Origin of the sequence: Aliikangiella coralliicola (assembly GCF_007004725.1) — a bacterium.
Classification (GTDB): Bacteria; Pseudomonadota; Gammaproteobacteria; order Enterobacterales; family Kangiellaceae; genus Aliikangiella; species Aliikangiella coralliicola.
Genome location: NZ_ML660168.1, coordinates 399,075 through 421,340, shown reverse-complemented (window position 1 = coordinate 421,340; position 22,266 = coordinate 399,075). Strand labels below are relative to the sequence as shown.

Genomic DNA, 22,266 nt, shown 5'->3' with positions numbered 1-22,266 from the left:
GATAACGCATTTTACATCTTGGGATGGTTTACAAAGTGATGAGTTTAATAGACCTGGAATTCTGTCGTCGAATGGTTATCTATACTTTGGCGGGACAAATGGACTCGATCGGTTTTACCCTAATATCATAGAAAAATCGTTGTTTGTTAGACCGCCTAGAGTTGTAGGATTAAATGTTGCAAACAAAAAGATTAGCATTGAAGAAGGTGGAATTCTAGAAAAGTCAATGCTCGCAACTAGTAAAGTGGAACTAGGATACGATCAAACCCCATTTTCTTTTGAGTTTACTAGCCCTCAATATGTTAAACCAAGTGAAATAGAATTCAGGTATCGACTTTTGGGACTCGATGATAAATGGATTACAGCTGTACCGTCAGTTCGACAAGCTACCTATACCAACATAAACAGCGGTACTTATAAATTTGAACTTCAAGTAAGGGATATTCGCGGTAGTTGGAACGGGAAAGTAACAAATATAGAAGTCTTTATTGCGCCTGCTTGGTGGGCGACGCCCCTAGCAAAAAGTATGTATAGCATTTTTGTAATTTTAATGTTGGCTTTAGTGTCACTCTTTTATTGGAAAAAACAACAAAAAGAAAAAAAGGTACAGCAGGCAATTAAAGAAAATGAAGAGCGCTTGAAGTTGAGTTTATGGGGAAGCGGTTACGAGTTTTGGGATTGGAATATCAACTCTGGGGAAGTTTCACGCTCAGACGAATTTAGAAAAATACAAATTGACTGTAGTAAAATGTCTAAAAGTCTTAATGAGCTAGCAAGTTATATTCATCCTGATGATTTAGAGTTTGTGAGAGAAAAATTAACTAATCATATCGCTGGAAATACTAAACATTTTGATACTTGCTATCGAATAGTTGATGCTAAAAGAGGATGGCGGTGGATTCAAGATAGAGGCAAGGTTGTAGCGTTTAATAATGATGGTTCGGCGCTTAGAATGTCGGGTACTCAACGAGACATCACAAATATTCGAGAGAGGGATGCACAATTCGAGATGCTAGGGCAGGCATTTAAAAGCACGTCAGACGGTGTATGGATTAGAGATCATGAGTGGCGTTTGGTTGAGTGTAATCCTGCGTATGAAAGAATTACAGGTTTTTCACTTAGCGAAAAAAGAAATGAAGTTCTTTGGTTTCCTGAAATTCAGGAGCAACCAGAAAATTTATTACAACGTATTAGAATGAGCATTGATGAGAAAGGTAATTGGCAAGGTGAGGCTTGGTCTGAAAGGAAGAATAACGATCCTTTCCCACAAAAGCTAAGCATTGACACGTTACATGATGAGAAGGGAAATATCAGGTACTATGTTGGTGTTTTCTCCGACATCACTTTCCACAAAAGAACAGAGGAAGAATTTAGAAAGTTAGCGAATTATGACTCCTTAACTGGCTTACCAAACAGGGCTTGTCTATATGATCGACTGAATCAAACGATAGAAAAAACTAAGCGGGATCAAGGCAGGTTCGCATTATTTCTAATTGACGTAGACAACTTCAAACGTATTAACGATTCTTTAGGCCACAGTGTTGGAGATATTCTGATCCGCCAGGTCGCCTCTCGGCTAGTTAACTGTAACAAAGAAGGAGATACTGTTGCGAGAATTGGCGGCGATGAATTTGTCATCGTTATGGAAAATGTTCGGACTTCAACTTCAATTGCTGCGTTCTCTGAACTATTACTGAAAGAATTAAACCAACCTATATTTGTTCGAGGGCAAAAGTTAAAACTGAACTTTTCTGTAGGAGTAACATTAGCTCCCGATGATGCAATTATTGCAGAGCGTTTAATTCGCAATGCAGACACTGCGATGTATGAAGCAAAAAAATCAGTTGAAAATTCTTACAGGTTTTATTCTGTGGAATTTAACGAAAGAGCCAGGAAACGTCTGATACTTGAAAATGCGCTGAGAAAATCCATTGATGATGAAACGATAGAGTTATTTTACCAGCCTAAAGTCGATTTAAATAGTGGGCGAGTTGACGGTGTCGAAGCGTTAGCCCGGTGGACGCACAAAGAGCTAGGATTTATTAGTCCGGCTGAGTTTATTCCGCTTGCTGAAGAAACTGGTTTAATAATTCCTCTGGGAGCTCAAATATTAAAGCAAGCTATTAAGCAGACAAAAAAGTGGGTGGATGAAAATGTTATGAGAGGGAGGACCTCTATTAATTTGTCTGCACACCAATTCTGGAATCGTAATCTTGCCTCCGAAATTTCTCGTTTACTACAAGAAGAGAACTTAGATGCAAAGTACATAGAACTTGAAATTACGGAAAGTGCATGTATGCAAGATATGGAAGAAACTAAATCACAAATGACTGTGCTGAGAGAATTAGGAATGAGTTTAGCTCTTGATGATTTTGGCACTGGTTACTCTTCGTTAGCACAATTAAAAGCTTTGCCTTTTGATACTTTAAAGGTTGATAAGAGCTTCGTCGATAATATTGAGTTAGATCACCAAGACGCGAAAGTCGTAAAAGCGATAATAGATATCGCTAAGACAATGGAAATGAATGTCGTTATTGAAGGCGTAGAGTCAAAGTTACAATGTGAATACTTATGGAAAAACCGAGCTTATATAGTACAAGGATTCTATTTTAGTCGCCCAGTAAAAGCTAATTTAATGCCCGAACTCTTTCGGAAAACTTGGCATAAGGAAGAATATATTGGAAAACTAATTTCTAATGTCACTCCTCTAGCATGATTATTAAACGTAAGAGATAAGTATCCTCTATTTATTGGTTGTGCGTCGCAACATTTAAATTCTCATCAATATATATTACACAACTTGTACGTTTATCGAACCGTTGTGAGTATGAAAACTCGAGTCGCAAGTGTGTGTATGCTCGCATTATTAATGAGTATCATTGTTCGCTGGCCGAGATTTTGCATATATACGCTAGATCTAAGTAATCCTAAATTTTTATTGTTTAAATACAATCGGATTTAATGCGAGTGTTGTTCTGGTATCTGTCTCGGGTTGCTTCTAGAAGTGGTTACATGATGATTTTTAATCAATAATTCGTAAACACAAAAAATAATAGATTGCGATAATCAGATTTCAAAAACGCGAACTTTATCTCAACTTTGTTCGCAAGAAATCTCTTAGTAATGAAACTGAATTAGTTTATTAGTGTTGTTTAATTAATATTTATTTTGAAGGTAGGTAATACATGTCTAAATCCTTAGTAATTTTATTTGTTATGAGTATCTTTTTTTCTGTTGTTGCAAAAGGAATTACAAATTCACAGGGATTAAACGGATTGAATTTAACTGAAAATGATTCAATGGTGATGACGAACCATTTAGATCTAGAAAAGAAATCGAAAATTTATAAAAGCTCAACTATAGGAGTATATTTGAGTTTTAGTCCGCGTCAGTTGAGTGTTTTAAACGAAGTGTTGGATGGTGGGCGATTGGAGGTTGTTAATTGGAATAGCCAAAGAAAATTAACCCAACAGCTTGGATTAGGTTCTCGTCAAATGGCACGAAATAACGGTGTTGACCCACAGCAGTTGATAGCGAGAAATAACGGTGTTGACCCGCAGCAGTTGATAGCGAGAAATAACGGCGTTGACCCACAGCAGTTGATAGCGAGAAATAACGGTGTTGACCCGCAGCAGTTGATAGCGAGAAATAACGGTGTTGACCCGCAGCAGTTGATAGCGAGAAATAACGGCGTTGACCCACAGCAGTTGATAGCACGAAATAACGGCGTTGACCCGCAGCAGTTGATAGCGAGAAATAATGGCGTTGACCCGCAGCAGTTGATAGCACGAAACAACGGTGTTGACCCGCAGCAGTTGATAGCGAGAAATAATGGCGTTGACCCGCAGCAGTTGATAGCACGAAACAACGGTGTTGACCCGCAGCAGTTGATAGCGAGAAATAACGGCGTTGACCCGCAGCAGTTGATAGCACGAAATAACGGCGTTGACCCGCAGCAGTTGATAGCACGAAATAGCGGCGTTGACCCGCAGCAGTTGATAGCACGAAATAACGGCGTTGACCCGCAGCAGTTGATAGCACGAAATAGCGGCGTTGACCCGCAGCAGTTGATAGCACGAAATAGCGGCGTTGACCCACAGCAGTTGATAGCGAGAAATAGCGGCGTTGACCCGCAATTGATAGCCTTCGTTAGTGAAATTTTGGATATTGTTAAAAACTATGGTTTAGATCAACAAAATAGTGAATTTGAAAAAGCTGCTCGCTTAGGCAAAGGTAACGATCCAGCCGCCAAAATAGCTCGTCTAGGCAATGGAAACGATCCAGCCGCCAAAATAGCTCGTCTAGGCAATGGAAACGATCCAGCCGCCAAAATAGCTCGTCTAGGCAATGGAAACGATCCAGCCGCCAAAATCGCTCGCCTGGGTAATGGAAACGATCCAGCTGCCAAAATAGCTCGCCTAGGAAAAGGTAACGATCCAGCTGCCAAAATAGCCCGTCTAGGAAAAGGTAACGATCCAGCTGCCAAAATAGCCCGTCTAGGAAAAGGTAACGATCCAGCTGCCAAAATCGCTCGCCTAGGAAACGGAAACGATCCGACCGCCAAAATCGCTCGCCTAGGCAACGGAAACGACCCAAAATCAATCGCAGCATAAAACCGATCTATTTCCACTTCGCAAAGTTAACCACTTTTTAGCAATAACCTTCACTTTTCAACACTCCCTCAGTTTACAGTATCTACTATCTCATTGAATTTAAAGAGCTTATTTTCTGGCTTGTTTCTTGTATAGGTTTAAATTAGCGCGTCTATTCGCATCAACCTGAGGGGAACAAATGTCGATTATTTTTAATATTCTATGGATTATATTGGGTGGCTTCTTTGTTTTTTGTGGCTACTTTTTTGGAGGAATTGTTCTTTGTATGACTGTTGTTGGAATTCCTTGGGGTATCCAGTGTTTTAAATTGGCCATTCTCGCCTTATTTCCATTCGGCTCAGAAGTGACAAGTCGTTTTCCGGAAAGCTACCCAACTAGCGGATTGAATATCATACTCAATATAATCTGGTTGATTTTTGGTGGCCTCTGGGTTGTGTTCAATCATTTGATTTGGGGAATTTTACTTTGTTTATCGATTATCGGTATTCCATTCGGTATTCAGCACTTCAAGCTAATGAAATTAGGCTTTACACCTTTTGGGCGTCATATCGTTGATTATTAGTCCACAAAGCCCTTGTTAATTGTTAAGCCAACCGGTGGTTTTACCTTTATTCATCGTGTTGGCTTTCTTCCCTTCTAATGCTGTAGAATTGCTCTCTAATTAATCTGACCATTATCCAATTCTCAAACTTATTAAAGAGCAAATTCCATGAGTAAACCGTTTTTACTGCACTTGCAAGATCAAATTAACGAATTGCACGAAGCTGGCTTGTACAAAGATGAAAGGGTAATTGATTCTCAGCAACAGGCTGATATTCATGTGACCAGCGGCGAAGATGTAATTAACTTTTGCGCCAACAATTATCTTGGGTTAGCGAATAGCGAAGCGCTCATTGAAGCCGGTCAAAAAGCCCTTGAGCAATGGGGATATGGTCTTGCTTCCGTACGTTTTATCTGCGGAACTCAGGCAGTTCACAAGCAACTAGAAAGCCGCATCAGCCAGTTCCTGGGAATGGAAGACACTATTCTCTATTCATCTTGTTTTGATGCCAATGGTGGTTTATTCGAAACTATTCTGGCGAATGAAGATGCCATTATCTCTGACTCGCTTAACCACGCTTCTATTATCGATGGCGTTCGCTTGTCCAAAGCGAAGCGATTCCGTTACGCAAACAACGACATGGCTGATCTGGAAAAACAGTTAATTGCAGCTAACGAAGCCGGGGCAAGATACAAATTGATTGCCACTGATGGCGTTTTCTCAATGGACGGTTACCTGGCCAATCTTGAGGCTATTTGTGATCTCGCTGATAAATACGATGCGATGGTAATGGTGGATGATTCTCATGCGGTTGGTTTCATCGGCGAAAACGGCCGCGGTACTCATGAACACTGTGGTGTAATGGATCGGGTCGACATCATAACTGGAACATTAGGAAAAGCACTAGGCGGTGCTTCCGGTGGATATACTTCCGGTAAGAAAGAAATTGTTGAGTGGTTACGTCAGCGCTCACGTCCTTATTTATTCTCCAATACACTTGCACCTGTGATCGCTGCTGCATCAATCAAAGTTCTTGATTTGCTAGAAAGTGGCAATGAGCTGCGAGCCAAATTGGTTGCCAATGCGAATTATTTTAGAGAAAAAATGACAGCTCTTGGCTTTGATTTGCTACCTGGTGAACACCCGATTATTCCTGTGATGTTAGGTGATGCCGGATTAGCCAAAAAATTCGCTGATGAAATGCTCGCCGAAGGGATCTATGTTGTCGGTTTCTCATTCCCTGTTGTACCTAAAGGTCAGGCGAGAATTCGCACGCAAATGTCCGCAGCACATAACTTTGAGCATATCGACAAGGCTGTAGACGCTTTCGAAAAAGTTGGTAAAAAATTAGGCGTTATTTAATTGAATTGCACTGTCGTCAATGGCGGCAGTTACTTAGTATTAAGAGAATTTTTCAATGAAAACATTAGCAAAAAGTTACCCAAAAGAAGGTATCTGGATGGAGCAGGCCGAACGGCCTCAGGTTGGTCACAATGATGTGCTAATCAAAATTAAAAAAACAGCTATTTGTGGAACCGATGTCCATATCTATAATTGGGACGAGTGGTCTCAAAATACGATTCCGGTACCCATGACTGTTGGTCATGAGTTTGTTGGCGTCATTGAAGAAGTCGGCCAGGAAGTACAGGGATTTAACATTGGTGACAGGGTTTCCGGAGAAGGTCATATTACTTGTGGCTATTGTCGTAATTGCCGTGCCGGCCGTCGCCATTTATGTCGTAACACCTATGGCGTTGGTGTAGATCGCCCCGGAGCGTTCGCCGAATACTTGTCTATTCCGGCGGTTAATGCTTTTAAATTGCCCGATGACATTTCCGATGATATGGCGTCAATTTTTGATCCTTTTGGGAACGCTGTTCACACTGCACTTTCTTTTGACCTGGTTGGCGAAGATGTTTTGATCACTGGTGCCGGTCCAATCGGCATTATGGCGGCAGCCGTTTGCCGTCATGTTGGGGCCCGTCATGTTGTCATTACAGATGTGAATGAATATCGGTTGGATCTGGCTAAACAATTGGGTGCAACCAAAGCGGTTAATGTGGTTGATGAAGACTTAGAACAAGTCATGTCTGAACTTGGAATGACCGAAGGTTTTGACGTTGGCCTGGAAATGTCTGGCGTGCCTTCGGCTGTCAAATCGATGCTCAAAGTGATGAACAATGGCGGTAAAATAGCCATGCTGGGCATTCCCCCATCGGATATGGCTGTTGACTGGAACCAGGTAATTTTTAAAGGCCTACACATCAAAGGAATCTACGGTCGTGAGATGTTCGAAACCTGGTACAAAATGGTCTCGTTACTTCAGTCAGGGCTTGATATCTCACCCATTATTACGCACCAGTTTAAAGTTGACGAATTTCAGAAAGGCTTTGATATTATGCGGTCGGGTCAGTCTGGTAAGGTCATTTTAGAATGGTAGATTTGGATTTATCCAGAGAAAATATTGTCGTTAGCAGTCGATAATCATAGTGAGCCAAAAATTGGCGCGCCAGCCAACATCAGCCGGATATATTAACTACTGGAAAACGTATTGTGTAAATAACACGTTTTCTACAATATTCCGGCCAACTTCATCTTGAATAACTTCCGCTATTCGCTGTGTCGCTTGTTGCCGTAAACTTTCTCTCTGGGTGAGATCCTCAATCGTTTTCTTATCCTGTCGGTTAAAAAAATCAATCAAGGCATCTTGCATTAAAGGCAGGTGAAGGTCGATCAGATCAAAATCGTCTTGACCACGCACCACTATCTGAACCTGAACAACAATGTATCCAATTTTTCTTCCAGTTGATTGATAAAAAGTCAAAATGTTTGGGGCTATTTGATAATACATGAGGGGAAGTTTGTTTTCTTCCGGCTCTTCGGTGGCGGTTTCTTCGGCGGATTTTGCTGTCATTGAAAACAGCAGAGAGCATAGTAAAATCAGTGATCTCAGTTTTCTTATCATAATGTTAATAAAATGTCGTCAGTTTAAAATATTCAATCTGCCAATATTTGGGGGCCACTTAGAATTGTCCATCCCAATTTATCGGTGGTACTTAACTAATATAGCACAGTCATCAACTGACAGAGTTTTTTGAAACTGGTTGAATGAAAGGTGAGCAAAACTCCAGTAAAGTTGAATAAATATCCTACTGTAGCAAAAGGTTATTACAGTAAGGGATTATTACAGTAAAGGCGGGGTTGACGGCTTGTTTTGTGAGTAGTTGTTAATTCTGATGGTCGAGTTAAATCTCAACCATCTCAAAATCTTCCTTGCCTACACCGCAATCCGGGCACAGCCAGTCTTCTGGCACATCTTCCCAGCGAGTCCCAGGTTGGATGCCATCTTCCGGCCAGCCTTTTTCTTCGTCGTAAATCCAGCCACAAACAATACATTCCCACTTTTTCATAAAATCGCTCAATATTCGAAGGGTAAAAATAAACCAAGGCGCATTTATAAAGATTTTTTAACCAAACTGCAAGAAAGTCATTTTTTTGACGAATTTGGAGTGGAAATGCGCCAAAATGGTGGCGGTTTTTCAGAACTGGCGTAAATCAGCTACTTTGGTTCGCCGTTAAAATATAAATTTGTCTGGAGTAATTAACGCCACTAGTAGTGAAAAAATGTCATTATCGAGTCGCTATTTGGTATAATCTCAAGCAATTTACTTATTGTTCAGCAGCGCATTTGAATCCAGAAATTTTCGAATTATTGTCAGACCGAGGTAGCCTTACTGATCGGTTTAAGCAAGTGATGGGGGTAACCCCCCGCTTAACCCGGCTCAACCAGGGGCGCCAGCTCGCGTCATGGAAAGAGCGACAGATGCTTGACATTCGGCCTCGCGAATGGGCGCTGGTCAGAGAGATTAAAATGGGAAAGGGAGAGCAAAACTGGTTGTTCGCCCGCACTATTGTTCCTATGCAAACCTTGGCAGGGCCTGCTCGCAGAATTGCTTTTCTGAACCACGCGCCAATCGGGAAAATTTTATTTGGTCGAAACGGTGCCGCCAGAACGAGCCTGGAAGTACAGCTAACAACACAGATACCTCAAACTGTGGCTGAAATGGGGATTGTTACTCATTTTCCGCTTTGGCAACGATGTTCTATTTTTCGTTTTTCTTCCGGTCCTTTAATGGTTACCGAGTTATTTTTGCCGGATTGTCCTATCTACTCTGGTGACAATCAGCAACACTGTGATTTTAAGAAGGATAAAATCGATTTAATATCTCGTTCTATGAATGTCGCCTCCGCTGATAGCGAGCAGGCAAAACGCGACGGACTAGAAAATAAAACGGTGATAAATAACGCCTCGGAAAATACCCTTTCAAAAAATAGTTCATCAACTCAAAATACTCTCCATCGAAACCGCACAGGCCCTGATTATGCAGCCTAACAAGCAACCACCCAAAATTACCTTTTGGGGTACTTTTGCCGATATGTTGAGAGACTTTTGGCAAGTGCTTGCGAAGCTTAAACCGTCACCATATTGGCAAAAACGTTTCATTCAATATAGTTTGCTGATGCGGGTGGACAGACCCATTGGGACTTTATTGTTGTTGTGGCCAACCTTGTGGGCTCTCTGGTTAGCCAGTGATGGTGTTCCCAGCTTATCTTTAATTGTGATTTTTTCTGTGGGTGTCTTTTTGACGCGTTCAGCCGGTTGCGTCATCAATGACTATGCTGATCGAAATTTTGATGGCAAAGTTGAGCGAACTAAAACGCGCCCGTTAGCGACCGGACTTGTGTCAGAAAAAGAAGCACTGATTTTATTTACAGTATTATCTTTATTTGCGTTTAGCCTGGTATTACTACTGAATGCTTACTCAATTTTTCTTTCGATAATTGCCATTGTAATCGCGACTATTTACCCTTTCATGAAACGAATCACCTATTTTCCACAAGTGGTTTTAGGTGCAGCTTTTTCCATGTCGATTCCAATGGCTTTTGCGGCTACTAACAACGAAGTGACACAAAGCGCGTGGTTACTCTATGTGGCTAATTTATTGTGGGTATTAGCTTATGATACGCTTTATGGAATGGTTGATAAGAAGGATGATTTGAAAGTTGGCATTAAATCGACTGCGATATTATTTGGAGAAGCTGACTTACAGATTATCGCAATTATTCAGGGCTTTTTTCTGTTCGGAATGATTTTGGTCGGTGCCAAGTTTGAACTTAACTTCTGGTATTATTTGAGTGTTATCGGCGCTGCTGGTTTTATCGCATGGCAGTTATATATTTGTAAAAAACGTGAAAGAGAAAAATGTTTTATCGCGTTTTTAAATAATAATTGGGTCGGCGCCTGTATTTTTTGTGGTATTCTGTTGTCTAAGTCTTTTTAAAGACGTTACCAAAAATAATAAACTACGTTGAAAAAATATTGAATGGTAAGTAATTTTAATTCGTTTTACTGACAGTCGATTAGAATCGATATAATTAAATAACAAGAAATCATTCCCAAAAAAGTTTATAGAGATTGAATAAGTTCAGTAATCCATGAGAAGGTTTTCTTGATGTCGATGAAAATACTTGTAGCAGAAGATGATTTTGCAAACCAGAAAGTTGCTTCGCTATTTTTGAAGAAGCTTGGTTATGAAGTCGATATCGCCGAGAACGGTCGTCAAGCATTTGAGCTTGCAACCGGCAATCCCTATGCATTGGTTTTTATGGATTGTCAGATGCCTGTTATGGATGGATTTGAAGCCACTCGAAAAATTCGTCACCAGCAAGGCCCCAATCAAAAAATACCAATCATTGCGCTGACGGCAAATGTTGTTTGCGGTGTCAACGGTGATTGTATCGACGCAGGTATGAATGATATTTTAAATAAGCCCGTTCAATTGGAAAATATGAAGCAAATCATCGAGCAGTGGATTGATGTTGATGCTGCCGATTAACTGATTTAACCATCCTTTCGCTTTCCATTTAATGAGCTATTTTATCTCATCTCTTTTAAACAGGCTGATGTCTGATGATATTTCTATTGGCAGTCCGATGGTAAATAAAGCTGGCTCATATTTTCACTTTCACATTCCCATTCATATTTACCGCCAGTAGTAATATCAGGTGTCAAAATTAACTGATTACCTGTGACTGGTTCTGGGTTATTAAAAGTAATCGACAAAACGCCATTGGCTTCAAGTTGAATAAAATAGTACTCACCTTTCATCTTTGAACTTGAAATTTTTGCCTGTTCGAAATTAGCCGGCCAATAGCCCGTTTCCACTGCATATTCAACGATTGCTTCTTTCGTTGTTGAGGCGTGTTGGTATGCGTCAACAACTTGCGCCTTGACGTTGTACATGTGATAAGCCGGGATTGCGACGGCTGCAATAATACCGCCTACCGGAATGGCCAATACTAATACCACGACGCCAAAAATAGCACCGATTGACATGCCTGGTGGCGGCGAATCGTTGACCAGAGTAATTTGATTGGGGCCAAAATTACTATTAACAACAACAGTTCCTGCAACCATGTCGTGGAGCGCCTGTTTTCGACGACTAAATGCCGCCATCAGATAGCCAATAGTAAAAGTGAAACTCGAAATCACACCCGATAGCTGTCTGCCGGCTGCATGACCAAAACTAAGTCCGTGGCCATTAAGATCGGTTACCTTGATGCCGAGCATTCGTTTTCCGAAAGTTGCCTGAGCTGAAGAACTTTCACAGAGTGAAAAGTACATCCACCAACCTAAATAGTAGAGCGCGTTGATCATCAGGGCGAATTCTAAATTTTCAGGGATAGTAACATTCATACCGAAAACAAAAATCAGCAAGACGAAAATAATAAAGCCATAAATGATCGCATCAAGAATGTACGCGAAAAAACGCTTCCAGAATCCGGCGTAAAGAAATTCGCCGGCCATAGGGGGGGCTGTTTTTTGTGTTGCCGGCGGTTCATAAGGTGTTTCCTGAGGTTGGGCGTTCAGTGCTGAGCCGCAGTTTAGACAGAACCGTGCATTCATCTGGTTCGGTGTTTTACAGGATGGGCAAGGTAAATTAGCTGAGTTGATCGAGTTCATATTTGTATCGATTATCTGGTCCTGGTAAAAAACTAGGCTTTAACGGCATCTCTGTCAAGTGTTAAGCGTTTTTCGGACACCTATACTATTTAAAGCGCAGTGCAGAAAAGAAGTGAAATTAAAATGCCATTATTCACCACAAGTTTGCCACATTCTGTTTTCTTTTATAACTCATCTATCATTTAGATTAAAAGGCTTCGATTTTAGGAGCGGAAAAATGAAGACATTATTCTCGAATAAGTATATCTGGTTGTTCATTATTATTGTCGGGCTACAGATACCACTTTCAATGATTGAATTACAAATAGAAGACAGAACGATCCAACGAGACATTGCAAAACAGTCAGTGAGGCAAAGCTGGACTGGCGAACAAGAGATTTTGGCGAGCTTACTGGTGATCCCTTACCAGGAAAAGGTTGAAATCGATCAACTGAATAGTCAGTCTGAAAGCAAAAAAAGGCGGTATCAATGGGTTAATCGAAGATTGTACATTACACCTGATAAGTTGATTGTTGAATCGAAGCTTGATAATCAAACTCTCGCAAGAGGGATTTACAAAGTGCCAGTTTATACTGCAAGTTTAAAGGTACAAGCCGATTATCAGCTCACGAAATTTCACCAGTTAAAAAAGCGAGACACGGTCAGGTTACAACAGGCTTCATTTATGAGTATTGGCGTTAAAGATAGTCGAGGCTTAATCGGGGTACCAGAAATGATGCTTTCAGGTAAAAAGCTACAGGTTGAGCCGGGGACGCAATTACCATTTTACGACAGCGGTTTTAATGCCGTTATTCCGTTGGATAAATTGCAATCTAAGACACTTTCTTTTGATAGCAGCATTAAGCTTAACGGAATGGAACAATTGTCGTTTTTGACCGCTGGACGCGTCAATAGTGTAAACGTAAAGTCTGACTGGCCCCATCCTAATTTCGATGGCGCTTTTTTACCGGTATCACGCCAAGTTTCAGCAACTGGTTACTCGGCAAAATGGGAAACGGGCGTTTTCTCTACCAATATTGATTCTGCATTGCAAAGTTGTTACCAGAATAATTGTAACTCACTACACAGTAGCGCGTATGGCGTAAGACATATTCAATCGGTTGATATTTATCTACAGAGTTTGCGCTCAGTCAAGTATGGTTTGTTAGTAATACTGGCAACTTTTTGTATATTTGCTTTGTATGAAATAATTTCCCAAAAAATTTCCATTCACCCCATTTCTTATTTTTTAACTGGGACCGCGTTAGCAATTTTCTTTTTGTTGTTGATTGCGTTGTCTGAACATATGGTGTTTGCTCTAGCTTATTGGATATCTTGTCTGGCTTGTTCGGGGTTGATTGCTTTTTATGTAACACATCAAAGTCAATCATGGCGTCAGGGAGTTTCGCTAATGGCAATTCTCAATGGTTTATACCTGATATTATTTTTTATTATTCGTTCCGAAGATCACGCACTATTATCAGGCAGCTTGTTGCTATTTTTCTTGTTAGCGGCGGTGATGCATGTGACACGAAAGTTGGACTGGTATCAAGTATTAAAAGTTACCTAAGGTGATAACTATAGCTGAGTTAATATAGAGCGCTGTAAATAGCGCTCTAATTGTAATCTTAACTGGTTAACTTAAGGATTTAGTGTGACTTGTGATAGCTTTTCTGTAATCAAGGATTCGGCTTTTGAAAAATCGATATCGGATATATCTGAAACACTTTCCGTTAGCTGGCAAAGAATTTGTTCCTGGATTTCTCCTCTTTGTTGAGCCTCAGCGTAAGGTAAACGATGGAACATTACCAACGAGTAGCGGGGACAAAAATATTCGGGATATCGTTTTTCTAACTCAAATGCTAGCGCGCTGCGTAATAAAAATTTCTCGTCTCTGACTGAGTCTCTCATGGTGATGTAATTTTCAATGGCCATGTCAGCAATTGCATCTCCATTGGGTTTTCTTAAACGGTCTGTTTCGCTGAATACGTTTTGCCAATCTGAACCCCACTTTTCAATTTGTGCGTCAAATTCAGAAACATCTTCAAAGCCGCAGTTCATGCCCTGGCCATGAAAAGGCACTACAGCGTGCGCTGCGTCGCCGATAAGTAAGGCTTTGTCCTGATAATGCCAGGGAGTGCATCTCACTGTTGCAAGATTACCAGTTGGATTATCGAAGTAATCTTGGGTGATGTTGGGGAGTAGAGGAACGGCATCGGGAAAGTGGCTATTAAAAAACTTGAGAAGTTTTTCTTCAGTATTGATTTCTTTGAAGCTAATATCGCCTTCGTTAGGCATAAATAATGTCACAGTAAAACTACAATCCATATTGGGTAATGCAATGAGCATGTAGCCGCCGCGAGGCCATACGTGTAAGGCGTTAGGATCCATTTGGAAATCGCCATTCAATGCTGGAATGCAAAGCTCCTTATAACTGTGCCCTAAGGGCTCTACACGGTTGCTTGTGGAATTGACCTTGTGAATGGCGTCACGTACGGCAGATGCACTCCCGTCGGTGCCGATAACCCGCTCAAAAGGATGTTGATATTCTTCGCCGGTTAACTCGTTCTTAATCAAAAGTAAGTTCTTTTCGAAGTCGACATCGAGACAGCGATGGTTAAAGTGAATGGTGACATTACCTTTCTCTTCCGCTGCATCCATGCAGAGCTTATTTAAATCTGCCCTGGATACAGAATAAATCACTTCTTCAGCGCGTTGACCGTAGGGCTGTAAGTTTTGTTCGCCATTCAGACTGTGAATCATACGGCCTTTCATTGGAGTGACCATCTTATTGACCTGGTTCATCAAACCTACTTGCTGGAGCGGATAAATTCCGCGGTTGGCAAGCGCCAGGTTAATTGAACGACCTGCGGAAATATTATCCTTACGCATGTCCGGCCGTCGCTCGAAAACCTCGACCTGATAGCCTCGCTTCGCCAAAAATACGGCGCATAAACTACCGACAAGACCTGCGCCGATCAAAGTGATTTTTTGTTGTTGAGACATTGTGGTTCTCCGTAAAGCAAATTTTTACTTCAGCTCCAAAAACTATCGTCGAGTAGCGTTTTGAAGATCTGTTCGACTATTGTTTATTGTTGTAGGCTTTGTTTCAGAATATGCACAAAACGATAACAATCTTCAAAAGTGTTATATAGTGGAACCGGCGCGATTCGAATAACATTTGGATATCGCCAGTCTCCGGTAACTCCGGCGGCTTCGATTCTTTCGAAAACAGTTTTGCCGTCAAGACCATGAGTATCGACTGTTAAACTCAGCTGGCAGCCATACGCACCATCTTCAGTCGGGGTTAATATTTTGATGTCGTCGCCTAGTTCTTCAGTTAACAAAAAGCGCAAATAATCAGTCAGAGTTTTCGACTTCTTTGCGAGTTCAGAAATGCCGCCTGCTTGTTCAATAGTATCGAGTGATGCGCGAATGGCGGCCAGTGATAATATCGGTGGATTTGACAACTGCCAAGCTTCGGTACTTTCCATTGGGTCGAAAGTGTTTTCCATTTTAAAACGCGTAGACTGGTTGTGTCCCCACCAACCGGCAAAACGAGGTAGATCTTTATTCTTATGGTGTTTTTGATGAACAAAGCACCCTGCCACTGAGCCTGGTCCTGAGTTTAGATATTTGTAACTGCACCAGCAGGCAAAGTCGACATTCCAGTCATGTAGTTTCATTGGGATGTTGCCTGCAGCATGAGCAAGATCAAACCCCACGTAACAGCCTTTGTCTTGACCTGCTTGAGTGATTGCTGCCATATCGAATACCTGGCCGGTATAGTATTGAACGCCCGGTAACATGATCAGAGCAATTGATTCGCCTTCTTGTTCAATCAGCTTAAGAATATCTTCTGGCCGAATGGCTTCTTCCCCTTCTCGCGGTTTAATGAGTAACATTGATTCTTGTGGATCGAATCCATGGTATTTTATTTGAGACTCAACCGCATAATGGTCAGAAGGGAAGGCGTGATCTTCAATGAGTATTTTATGGCGGGTTGGAGTGGGGCGATAAAAACTCACCATCATAAAATGCAAATTAGCGGTTAACGAATTCATCGCGACCACTTCTTTGGTATTTGCGCCAACCAGGTTTGCGAAACCTTGTGAGAGAAATTCGTGATACGGCATCCACGGAAAATCTCCTGAAAAATGGCCTTTTACTGCATATTTTTGCCATTGTGATAGTTCGTAGTTTAAATATTTTTCTGTTCTTTTCGGTTGTAATCCTAAGGAGTTACCGCAAAGATAAATTTCATCATTTCCATCAGACTGCTGAGGAATATGAAACTCATTGCGCATCTGATGTAGCGGATCTTTTTGATCGAGCTTTTGCGCAAATTCTAGGTTGTTTTCAAATTGCATGAGTGTCTCTTTGTATTTGTCTTCAGTTATTTTTAACGAGCTTAAATAAAACTGGCCTTGAAGGTACTGCGTCGGTTTCTATTTGCGGAATCTGTAAGCTACACAGATAACAACCATCGGCAACTTCATCATTGACAAAAATCATCTCGGTGATTGTTTTACTGAGCAGTGATTCGGAAGATAGATTTTTATCGTCGAGCGCTACATTCCAGAAAATTCTGTGATTGCTGAGTTTTCCATCGTCATACATTTTATCTACTGATGGAAAGTCAACCATCAGGTGTTGTACTTTTCTTTCAACAATATATTGCATCGCGTCGTTAGTTAGATAAACGGGGTAGCGATCAATATTGTAGACAGCGGTTTCTTTATCGGCGCTATTGGGTAAAGTTCTGATCGCTAATCCGGTTAACTGTTCTGTGTGGTAATTATCGAGTTTCGCGGCGAGTTGTTCGCGAGTGATGACGAGGTTATTCTCATCAAAATTCGGAATATAGTTATCACTCACGGTCTTTGCGGTTTGTGGTTCGATGGAAACCAAAATCGCTGGAAAAATACTATTTTCAAGCGCTCGATAAACTGGTACAGGTTGATTGACAATATGCGCTACAGACTCAGTATGGGTGCCATTGCAGTGGGGAATAATCGTTAGTTGATTCACATTACAACTACCGCCGCGCGAAGTATCACCGATAAAGCCATCGCCTTCTAAAACCTTGCTCGTGCACCCCGGCGCGCCAAAGTGGCTAGGCTGCTCACCATTGGGTAACAAAGTTATCGCGATACTTTTGGGTTGGCTTAGGTCAGCCTGATAATTTCGCTGGTTAATTGAGAGCTGTATTTTCATTGAATTACTAATAGCCTTTTATTTCTGTTTACTTTATTACCTGCCAGTTACTCATCTTTTTCGACGCGCTTTTTTACAGGCCAAACCTTGCCGCTTCCAGTCCTAACCATTCGATGGCGGTTCCATGCAACAGTCGTTTGCGAACTGTTTCGTCAGCGATGGTTTCGTTTATCAACTTGCCTGGAGAAAGCTCGCCTAGTGGAAAAGGATAGTCGGTTCCAAGGGCGAGTCGTTCCGGCCCCATTAGATCAATCAGATAGTTCAGCATTTTCGGATCATGGACCAGTGTATCCAGGTAAAAGCGATCGAGATATTCTCGAGGGTTTACATTATTATCGACCGCGACCAGGTCGGGGCGGCAATTAAAACCGTGCTCAATCCTGCCGATGGTTGAGGGAAAAGAACCACCACCGTGAGCAAAAGCAACTTTCAGTTTTGGTAATTTTTCGAATACACCACCGAAAATCATTGAGCACATCGCAAGCGAAGTTTCGGCTGGCATACCGACTAACCAGGGAAGCCAATAGTCTTTCATTTGTTCTTTGCCCATCATGTCCCAGGGATGAACAAAAATCGCCGCGTCGAGATCTTGGGCAGCGGCAAAAACGTCGAAAAGTTCGGGCGCGTTCAAATTCCATTGGTTAACATGAGAACCAATTTGAACACCGCTTAAACCGAGATCATTGACACAGCGCTCCAGTTCTTTGATGGCTAAATCTGGAGACTGTAGCGGAATAGTGCCAAGACCTGCGAAGCGACTAGGATGTTCGTCACAAATTCCGGCGATATGATCGTTTAGTAACTTGGAGATATCGAGGGCATCGAGTGGTTTTGCCCAGTAGCTGAACATGACCGGAACCGTTGACAAAACTTGAACATGGACACCATGCTGTTCACATTCAGTCATGCGGACTTTCGGGTCCCAGCAATTGGATTCTATTTCTCGAAAAAAATGAGAATCTTTCATCATGCGCGCACAACCGCATCGATGATGGTCCAGATGAATCCATCCACCATAGCCATACTTTTCTTTTAAGTCAGGCCATTTTTCAGGCAATATGTGAGTGTGAATATCAATGGTTAACATAGCGGTTCCTTATGTTTATTCTTTTCCTGACTGTTGCTTGTCGAAGTCATATTTATTGTGAGGCATAACATCGCCGCATTTATCACATGTGCGTAGCTCTTCGCTGGATAAAAAACGATTGAAAGCGCCGCCGAAATCTTTCTCAATGTCAGTGAGCGGAAAATACTCTTCATAAAGTTTGTGATTGCATTGTTCACAAAACCACATCAATCCGTCGGTTTCCTCTGGACGGCGAACTTGTTCGACAACTAATCCTATCGAGTTTTCAAAACGCACAGGAGAGTGGGGAACTTTAGGCGGTAGCAAAAAGACTTCGCCTGCTTTTATCGGGTAATCGACAACTTGATTATTTTGCTGAGTTCTTAGCAGCATTTCGCCTTCGAGTTGATAGAAAAACTCTGGGCCTTCGTTGTAGTGAAAGTCTTTGCGACCATTAGGTCCTCCGACAACCATAATAATCATATCGCCTTCTCGGTAAACTTCTTTATTACAAACTGGCGGCAGCAGTTTGTCGCGGTTTTCGTCAATCCACTTCTGGAAATTAATGACTTGCATTGGGGCACTCATTGTTTAGTTTCCTTTAGTTTGTGTGTGATAACCTATTGCCGTTCTCATTGGTCAATAGTGGCGATACACTTGAGCTCGATTGCAATCGGTGTTGGTAGACAATTAATTTCCACCGTTGTACGACAGGGTTGATTATCTGCAAAGTATTCTGCGTAAATCTTGTTGTAAGTCTTAAAGTCATCAGCCATGTTGGTCAGAAAAACGGTGACATCTACCAGGTTCATCCAGCTGGAGCCCGATTCTTCGAGAATTGTTTTTACGTTGTTAAATACGCTGCGGCACTGGGTTTCAATGTCGTAGTCTTTGATTGAACCGTCTGGGTTTAGAGTCACCCCTGGAATATCTAAAGTTCCCGCTTGTCTAGGACCAACACCGGAAAGAAACAATAAATCGTTAACTTTTCTGGCGTGAGGGTATAAACCAACAGGTTTGGGGGCTTTTTCAGTACTAAATTTCGATTGTTCATTAACCATCATGGGTTCCCTTTTTCTTTGATGTAGCATCTCAGGCGGCATAACATGTATTTCGATGCTACAGCTAACTGATTGTATTAACTAAGTTTCTGGTTGTTGTTTGGTTTGTTCTCAGACGATATTTTCAAATTGCCCAACAGGCTGAGGTCATAAAGCTGAGAAAAGGGTATTTGCTGTTTGAAATCGGGTCTATTCCTATAAACTACCTGATTGAGAATAGCATAAATGTCAGCAATGGGCTGAATGCCCCACCGGTGGTGGTGTTAGTTTAAGATAAACTTGCAGCCGCGCTGGCTAGCGAAGATATTGAGAGAGGTTTTTTGTGTTCTGTCAAAGGTCATATTATTTATTAAAGGCCATCTGTCAAAAGGTCAAAAATGATAAATGCTTCAAATATTAGTCAGACGCCAGCTATTCTATGTTGGAATGAGTGGTTTTGTAAAGCCGAAGAAAGTGGCTTGTTAGAAATCAGCTGGGAAACTGGTCGGTAGTTAATAAATTTCGTTGTTTTGAGGGAATATACCAGGCTAGTGCACGTTGACCCTCTACGGGTAATGAATAAGCCTGGAACCGATATCTATCAGTCTGTTAAGCATTTATGTCACCAGGCTGGTAATAATTTGTCTGACACTATTTGTGTCATTTTTCGGATACCACTTAGTTGAGATATAGCGTACTATTTGATGGTTTTAACAAAAATGTCAGAGATAAGGGAATACACCATGCAGGTGTCCTCAGAATTTGAAGAGTGCCGCAAACAAGCTTTTGCGTTAGCCTATCGATTACTTAACAATCGCGATGATGCGCTTGAAGTTGTACAGTCGTCGATAGAAAAAGGTATTAATCATCCCGGCGCGCCGGCACTTGACCACCAGGAGTTCAAACCCTGGCTATTTACCGTTGTTCGTAATAAGTCAATTGATATACTGCGACATCAAAAACGTGTTCGTAAAGTTGAGCATGAAGAATATCACTCAAGCGCGCCGACTTGCACTGAGCCGGATAAATCTTTACAACAAATGCAGTTGAAAGAATCACTGGAAGAAGCTATTAATGAGTTGAATATGCAGCAAAAGGAAATTATTTTGTTGCGTGATTATCATAATTTTAGTTACGCTGATATCGCCAAAATTCTCGGAATTGCTAATGGTTCCGTGATGTCTCGTTTACATCGAGCGAGAATGGCATTAAGGGAAATACTCATCAAAAAAGGTTTTTCCCTGGGAGGTGCTCAATGAGTATTCAACAATCAGACATCAACGAAGAAAAATTTGAAAAACTATCGGGTTATCTTGATGGGGAATTAACTCAACAAGAAGCTCAGAAGGTTTCACTGTTAATTGAAACTGACTCAGAGTATCAGCAACTTTATCAAGAATTGTCGCTGATGCGGCATGAAATCCAGTCGTTGAGTTTGCAGGAGCAGGAACTGGAGCATCTAGAAAAGCTGTTTCAGGAGCCTATTGCTAAAACCACTCGAATGTTTGGTTTGGCGCTGATAGCGGTGGCTTCAGTCGCCATTGTTGGTTTTACTTTTTTTAAAATTTTTACCAATCCTGATTTAGGACTACTTGAAAAATTGTTAGTCGGCGCACTGGGAAGCGGGTCGTTATTATTACTATTTAGTGTCCTCAGACAGCGTTTGATGAATGCAAAAAAAGATAAATACGGGAAAGTAAAAATATGAGTTACGTCATACTGTCAACCACGGAATTTATTTACGGAAAGCAAATTGTTAAACATCTGGGATTGGTCAGAGGAACCAGTATTCGAGCACGTCACGTTGGTCATGATATTCTGGCGAAAATACGCAATCTTGTCGGTGGAGAGATACACGAATATACCAAGTTATTAGCAGAAAGCCGCGAGCAGGTGCTTGATCGAATTATGCAGGATGCGCGAGAACTTGGTGGTAATGCCATTGTCGGGTTGCACTTTTCAACTTCTCAAATTACCCATGGAGCAGCTGAGTTAATGGTTTATGGGACGGCTGTGCTGGTTGAAGATGCAGATGACTTGATTGATGATCGACCTGCGTGAGCTTGAGGAGTATGTCAAAACTGGTCGACTTGAGCCACACCATCGAAGACGGCATAGTGACCTACAAGGGACTACCCGCGCCAATTATTTGTGATTATCTCAGTCGAGAAGCTTCCGAAAAACATTATGAAGATGCAAGTTTCCACATTGGTAAAATTGAAATGGTCGCGAATACGGGCACTTACATTGATGCGCCATTTCATCGCTACGCAGCAGGAAAAGATATAGCAGAATTGTCCTTGTCGTCGGTTTCCAGCTTGCCTGGTGTTAAAGTCACCGTTCCTGATAATGTTAAGGCTGTAGGTCGAGAGTTTTTTGAAAGTCTTGAGTTAGCGGGAAAGGCGGTATTGGTTGAGACCGGTTGGTCGAGGCACTGGAAAAGTGACTCTTACTATGAGAACAATCCTTACCTGACAGAGGATGCTGCTGTTTTGCTAAAGGAACGAGGGGTTGCGCTGGTTGGTATCGATTCATTAAACATTGACGACACATCAACCGGCAAAAGACCGGTTCATTCAATATTACTGGGTGCCGAAATTCTGATTGTTGAGCACTTGTGTAATCTTAAGTCCATTCCTAAAGGCGAATTTAAATTTTATGCAGTGCCCGTTAAGGTTAAAGGCTTCGGAACCTTTCCAGTGAGGGCTTTCGCCGAAATTGACTGATACGAATTGAATAATAAAAATTTGAACGATAATAAGTCGAATAATAATAGGTCGAATAAT

General features: G+C 41.5%; 22 protein-coding genes. 13 read left to right on the top strand and 9 right to left on the bottom strand.

From position 1 onward, the window contains the following. The 5 genes from FLL46_RS20805 to tdh form a co-directional block, all read left to right on the top strand. Window positions 1-2,716 (top strand): EAL domain-containing protein (locus FLL46_RS20805; protein ID WP_142933281.1); only part of this gene is annotated, 2,716 nt, incomplete at its 5' end. 655 nt (window positions 2,717-3,371) lie between these two features. Then, window positions 3,372-4,613 (top strand): hypothetical protein, encoded by a 1,242-nt coding sequence (locus FLL46_RS20800; RefSeq protein WP_142933279.1) that lies wholly within the window; start codon window positions 3,372-3,374, stop codon window positions 4,611-4,613. Between the two features lie 178 nt (window positions 4,614-4,791). After that, a complete protein-coding gene (locus tag FLL46_RS20795; protein WP_142933277.1) occupies window positions 4,792-5,175 on the top strand; it encodes a YccF domain-containing protein in 384 nt (127 codons plus the stop codon). Window positions 5,176-5,322: 147 nt separating this feature from the next. Continuing rightward, window positions 5,323-6,516 carry a glycine C-acetyltransferase gene (locus tag FLL46_RS20790; RefSeq protein WP_142933275.1) on the top strand — a complete coding sequence of 398 codons (1,194 nt, stop codon included), beginning with the start codon at window positions 5,323-5,325 and terminating at the stop codon, window positions 6,514-6,516. A gap of 55 nt (window positions 6,517-6,571) precedes the next feature. Further along, window positions 6,572-7,594, top strand: coding sequence for an L-threonine 3-dehydrogenase (gene tdh / locus FLL46_RS20785; RefSeq protein ID WP_142933274.1), 1,023 nt, complete (start codon window positions 6,572-6,574; stop codon window positions 7,592-7,594). A 96-nt stretch (window positions 7,595-7,690) separates the two neighbouring features. On the opposite strand, the gene FLL46_RS20780 is transcribed toward tdh, so the two are convergent. Next, the gene (locus FLL46_RS20780; RefSeq protein ID WP_168204269.1) at window positions 7,691-8,068 is read right to left on the bottom strand and encodes a flagellar basal body-associated FliL family protein; all 378 of its coding nucleotides are present in this window, start codon (window positions 8,066-8,068) and stop codon (window positions 7,691-7,693) included. Window positions 8,069-8,399: 331 nt separating this feature from the next. Next, window positions 8,400-8,564, bottom strand: a complete 165-nt coding sequence (locus tag FLL46_RS20775) for a rubredoxin (protein ID WP_142933270.1) — start codon at window positions 8,562-8,564, stop codon at window positions 8,400-8,402. Window positions 8,565-8,842: 278 nt separating this feature from the next. On the opposite strand from FLL46_RS20775, the gene FLL46_RS20770 reads away from it, so the two are divergent. From FLL46_RS20770 to FLL46_RS20760, 3 genes are all read left to right on the top strand, one after another. Next, a complete protein-coding gene (locus FLL46_RS20770; RefSeq protein ID WP_168204268.1) occupies window positions 8,843-9,547 on the top strand; it encodes a chorismate--pyruvate lyase family protein in 705 nt (234 codons plus the stop codon). Further along, complete coding sequence (gene ubiA, locus FLL46_RS20765) at window positions 9,537-10,496, top strand: 4-hydroxybenzoate octaprenyltransferase (RefSeq protein ID WP_246119364.1); 960 nt, start codon at window positions 9,537-9,539, stop codon at window positions 10,494-10,496. Before FLL46_RS20770 ends, ubiA begins: the two co-directional genes overlap by 11 nt. Window positions 10,497-10,673: 177 nt before the next feature. Next, window positions 10,674-11,051: a response regulator gene (locus FLL46_RS20760; protein ID WP_168204267.1), complete on the top strand. Its 378-nt coding sequence runs from the start codon at window positions 10,674-10,676 to the stop codon at window positions 11,049-11,051. A gap of 83 nt (window positions 11,052-11,134) precedes the next feature. On the opposite strand, the gene FLL46_RS20755 is transcribed toward FLL46_RS20760, so the two are convergent. Then, window positions 11,135-12,178, bottom strand: coding sequence for an RDD family protein (locus FLL46_RS20755; RefSeq protein WP_142933264.1), 1,044 nt, complete (start codon window positions 12,176-12,178; stop codon window positions 11,135-11,137). 217 nt (window positions 12,179-12,395) lie between these two features. Here FLL46_RS20755 and creD point away from each other — a divergent pair, with 217 nt between their 5' ends. Then, the gene (gene creD / locus FLL46_RS20750; protein ID WP_142933262.1) at window positions 12,396-13,727 is read left to right on the top strand and encodes a cell envelope integrity protein CreD; all 1,332 of its coding nucleotides are present in this window, start codon (window positions 12,396-12,398) and stop codon (window positions 13,725-13,727) included. A 71-nt stretch (window positions 13,728-13,798) separates the two neighbouring features. Here the strand turns inward: creD and FLL46_RS20745 are convergent, their stop codons facing one another. The 6 genes from FLL46_RS20745 to FLL46_RS20720 form a co-directional block, all read right to left on the bottom strand. Continuing rightward, window positions 13,799-15,163, bottom strand: a complete 1,365-nt coding sequence (locus FLL46_RS20745) for an FAD-dependent oxidoreductase (RefSeq protein WP_142933261.1) — start codon at window positions 15,161-15,163, stop codon at window positions 13,799-13,801. A gap of 83 nt (window positions 15,164-15,246) precedes the next feature. Beyond that, window positions 15,247-16,527: a kynureninase gene (kynU, locus tag FLL46_RS20740; protein WP_142933260.1), complete on the bottom strand. Its 1,281-nt coding sequence runs from the start codon at window positions 16,525-16,527 to the stop codon at window positions 15,247-15,249. 22 nt (window positions 16,528-16,549) lie between these two features. Beyond that, window positions 16,550-17,374, bottom strand: coding sequence for a cyclase family protein (locus FLL46_RS20735; protein WP_142933259.1), 825 nt, complete (start codon window positions 17,372-17,374; stop codon window positions 16,550-16,552). A gap of 73 nt (window positions 17,375-17,447) precedes the next feature. Further along, window positions 17,448-18,461 (bottom strand): amidohydrolase family protein, encoded by a 1,014-nt coding sequence (locus FLL46_RS20730; RefSeq protein WP_142933258.1) that lies wholly within the window; start codon window positions 18,459-18,461, stop codon window positions 17,448-17,450. A 15-nt stretch (window positions 18,462-18,476) separates the two neighbouring features. Continuing rightward, a complete protein-coding gene (locus FLL46_RS20725; RefSeq protein ID WP_210418771.1) occupies window positions 18,477-19,028 on the bottom strand; it encodes a 3-hydroxyanthranilate 3,4-dioxygenase in 552 nt (183 codons plus the stop codon). Window positions 19,029-19,072: 44 nt separating this feature from the next. Next, on the bottom strand, window positions 19,073-19,504 hold the full coding sequence (locus FLL46_RS20720; protein WP_246119363.1) for a RidA family protein: 432 nt from the start codon (window positions 19,502-19,504) through the stop codon (window positions 19,073-19,075). A 695-nt stretch (window positions 19,505-20,199) separates the two neighbouring features. On the opposite strand from FLL46_RS20720, the gene FLL46_RS20715 reads away from it, so the two are divergent. Genes FLL46_RS20715 through FLL46_RS20700 form a run of 4 tightly spaced genes read left to right on the top strand, consistent with a single transcriptional unit; the run spans window position 20,200 to window position 22,206 of the window. Further along, window positions 20,200-20,739 (top strand): RNA polymerase sigma factor, encoded by a 540-nt coding sequence (locus FLL46_RS20715; RefSeq protein ID WP_168204266.1) that lies wholly within the window; start codon window positions 20,200-20,202, stop codon window positions 20,737-20,739. Beyond that, window positions 20,736-21,188 carry an anti-sigma factor family protein gene (locus FLL46_RS20710; protein ID WP_142933256.1) on the top strand — a complete coding sequence of 151 codons (453 nt, stop codon included), beginning with the start codon at window positions 20,736-20,738 and terminating at the stop codon, window positions 21,186-21,188. The genes FLL46_RS20715 and FLL46_RS20710 overlap by 4 nt, the downstream gene beginning before the upstream one ends. Then, a complete protein-coding gene (locus FLL46_RS20705; RefSeq protein ID WP_142933255.1) occupies window positions 21,185-21,541 on the top strand; it encodes a YbjQ family protein in 357 nt (118 codons plus the stop codon). Before FLL46_RS20710 ends, FLL46_RS20705 begins: the two co-directional genes overlap by 4 nt. 11 nt (window positions 21,542-21,552) lie before the next feature. Continuing rightward, window positions 21,553-22,206 carry a cyclase family protein gene (locus FLL46_RS20700; protein WP_142933254.1) on the top strand — a complete coding sequence of 218 codons (654 nt, stop codon included), beginning with the start codon at window positions 21,553-21,555 and terminating at the stop codon, window positions 22,204-22,206. Window positions 22,207-22,266: the final 60 nt, after the last annotated feature.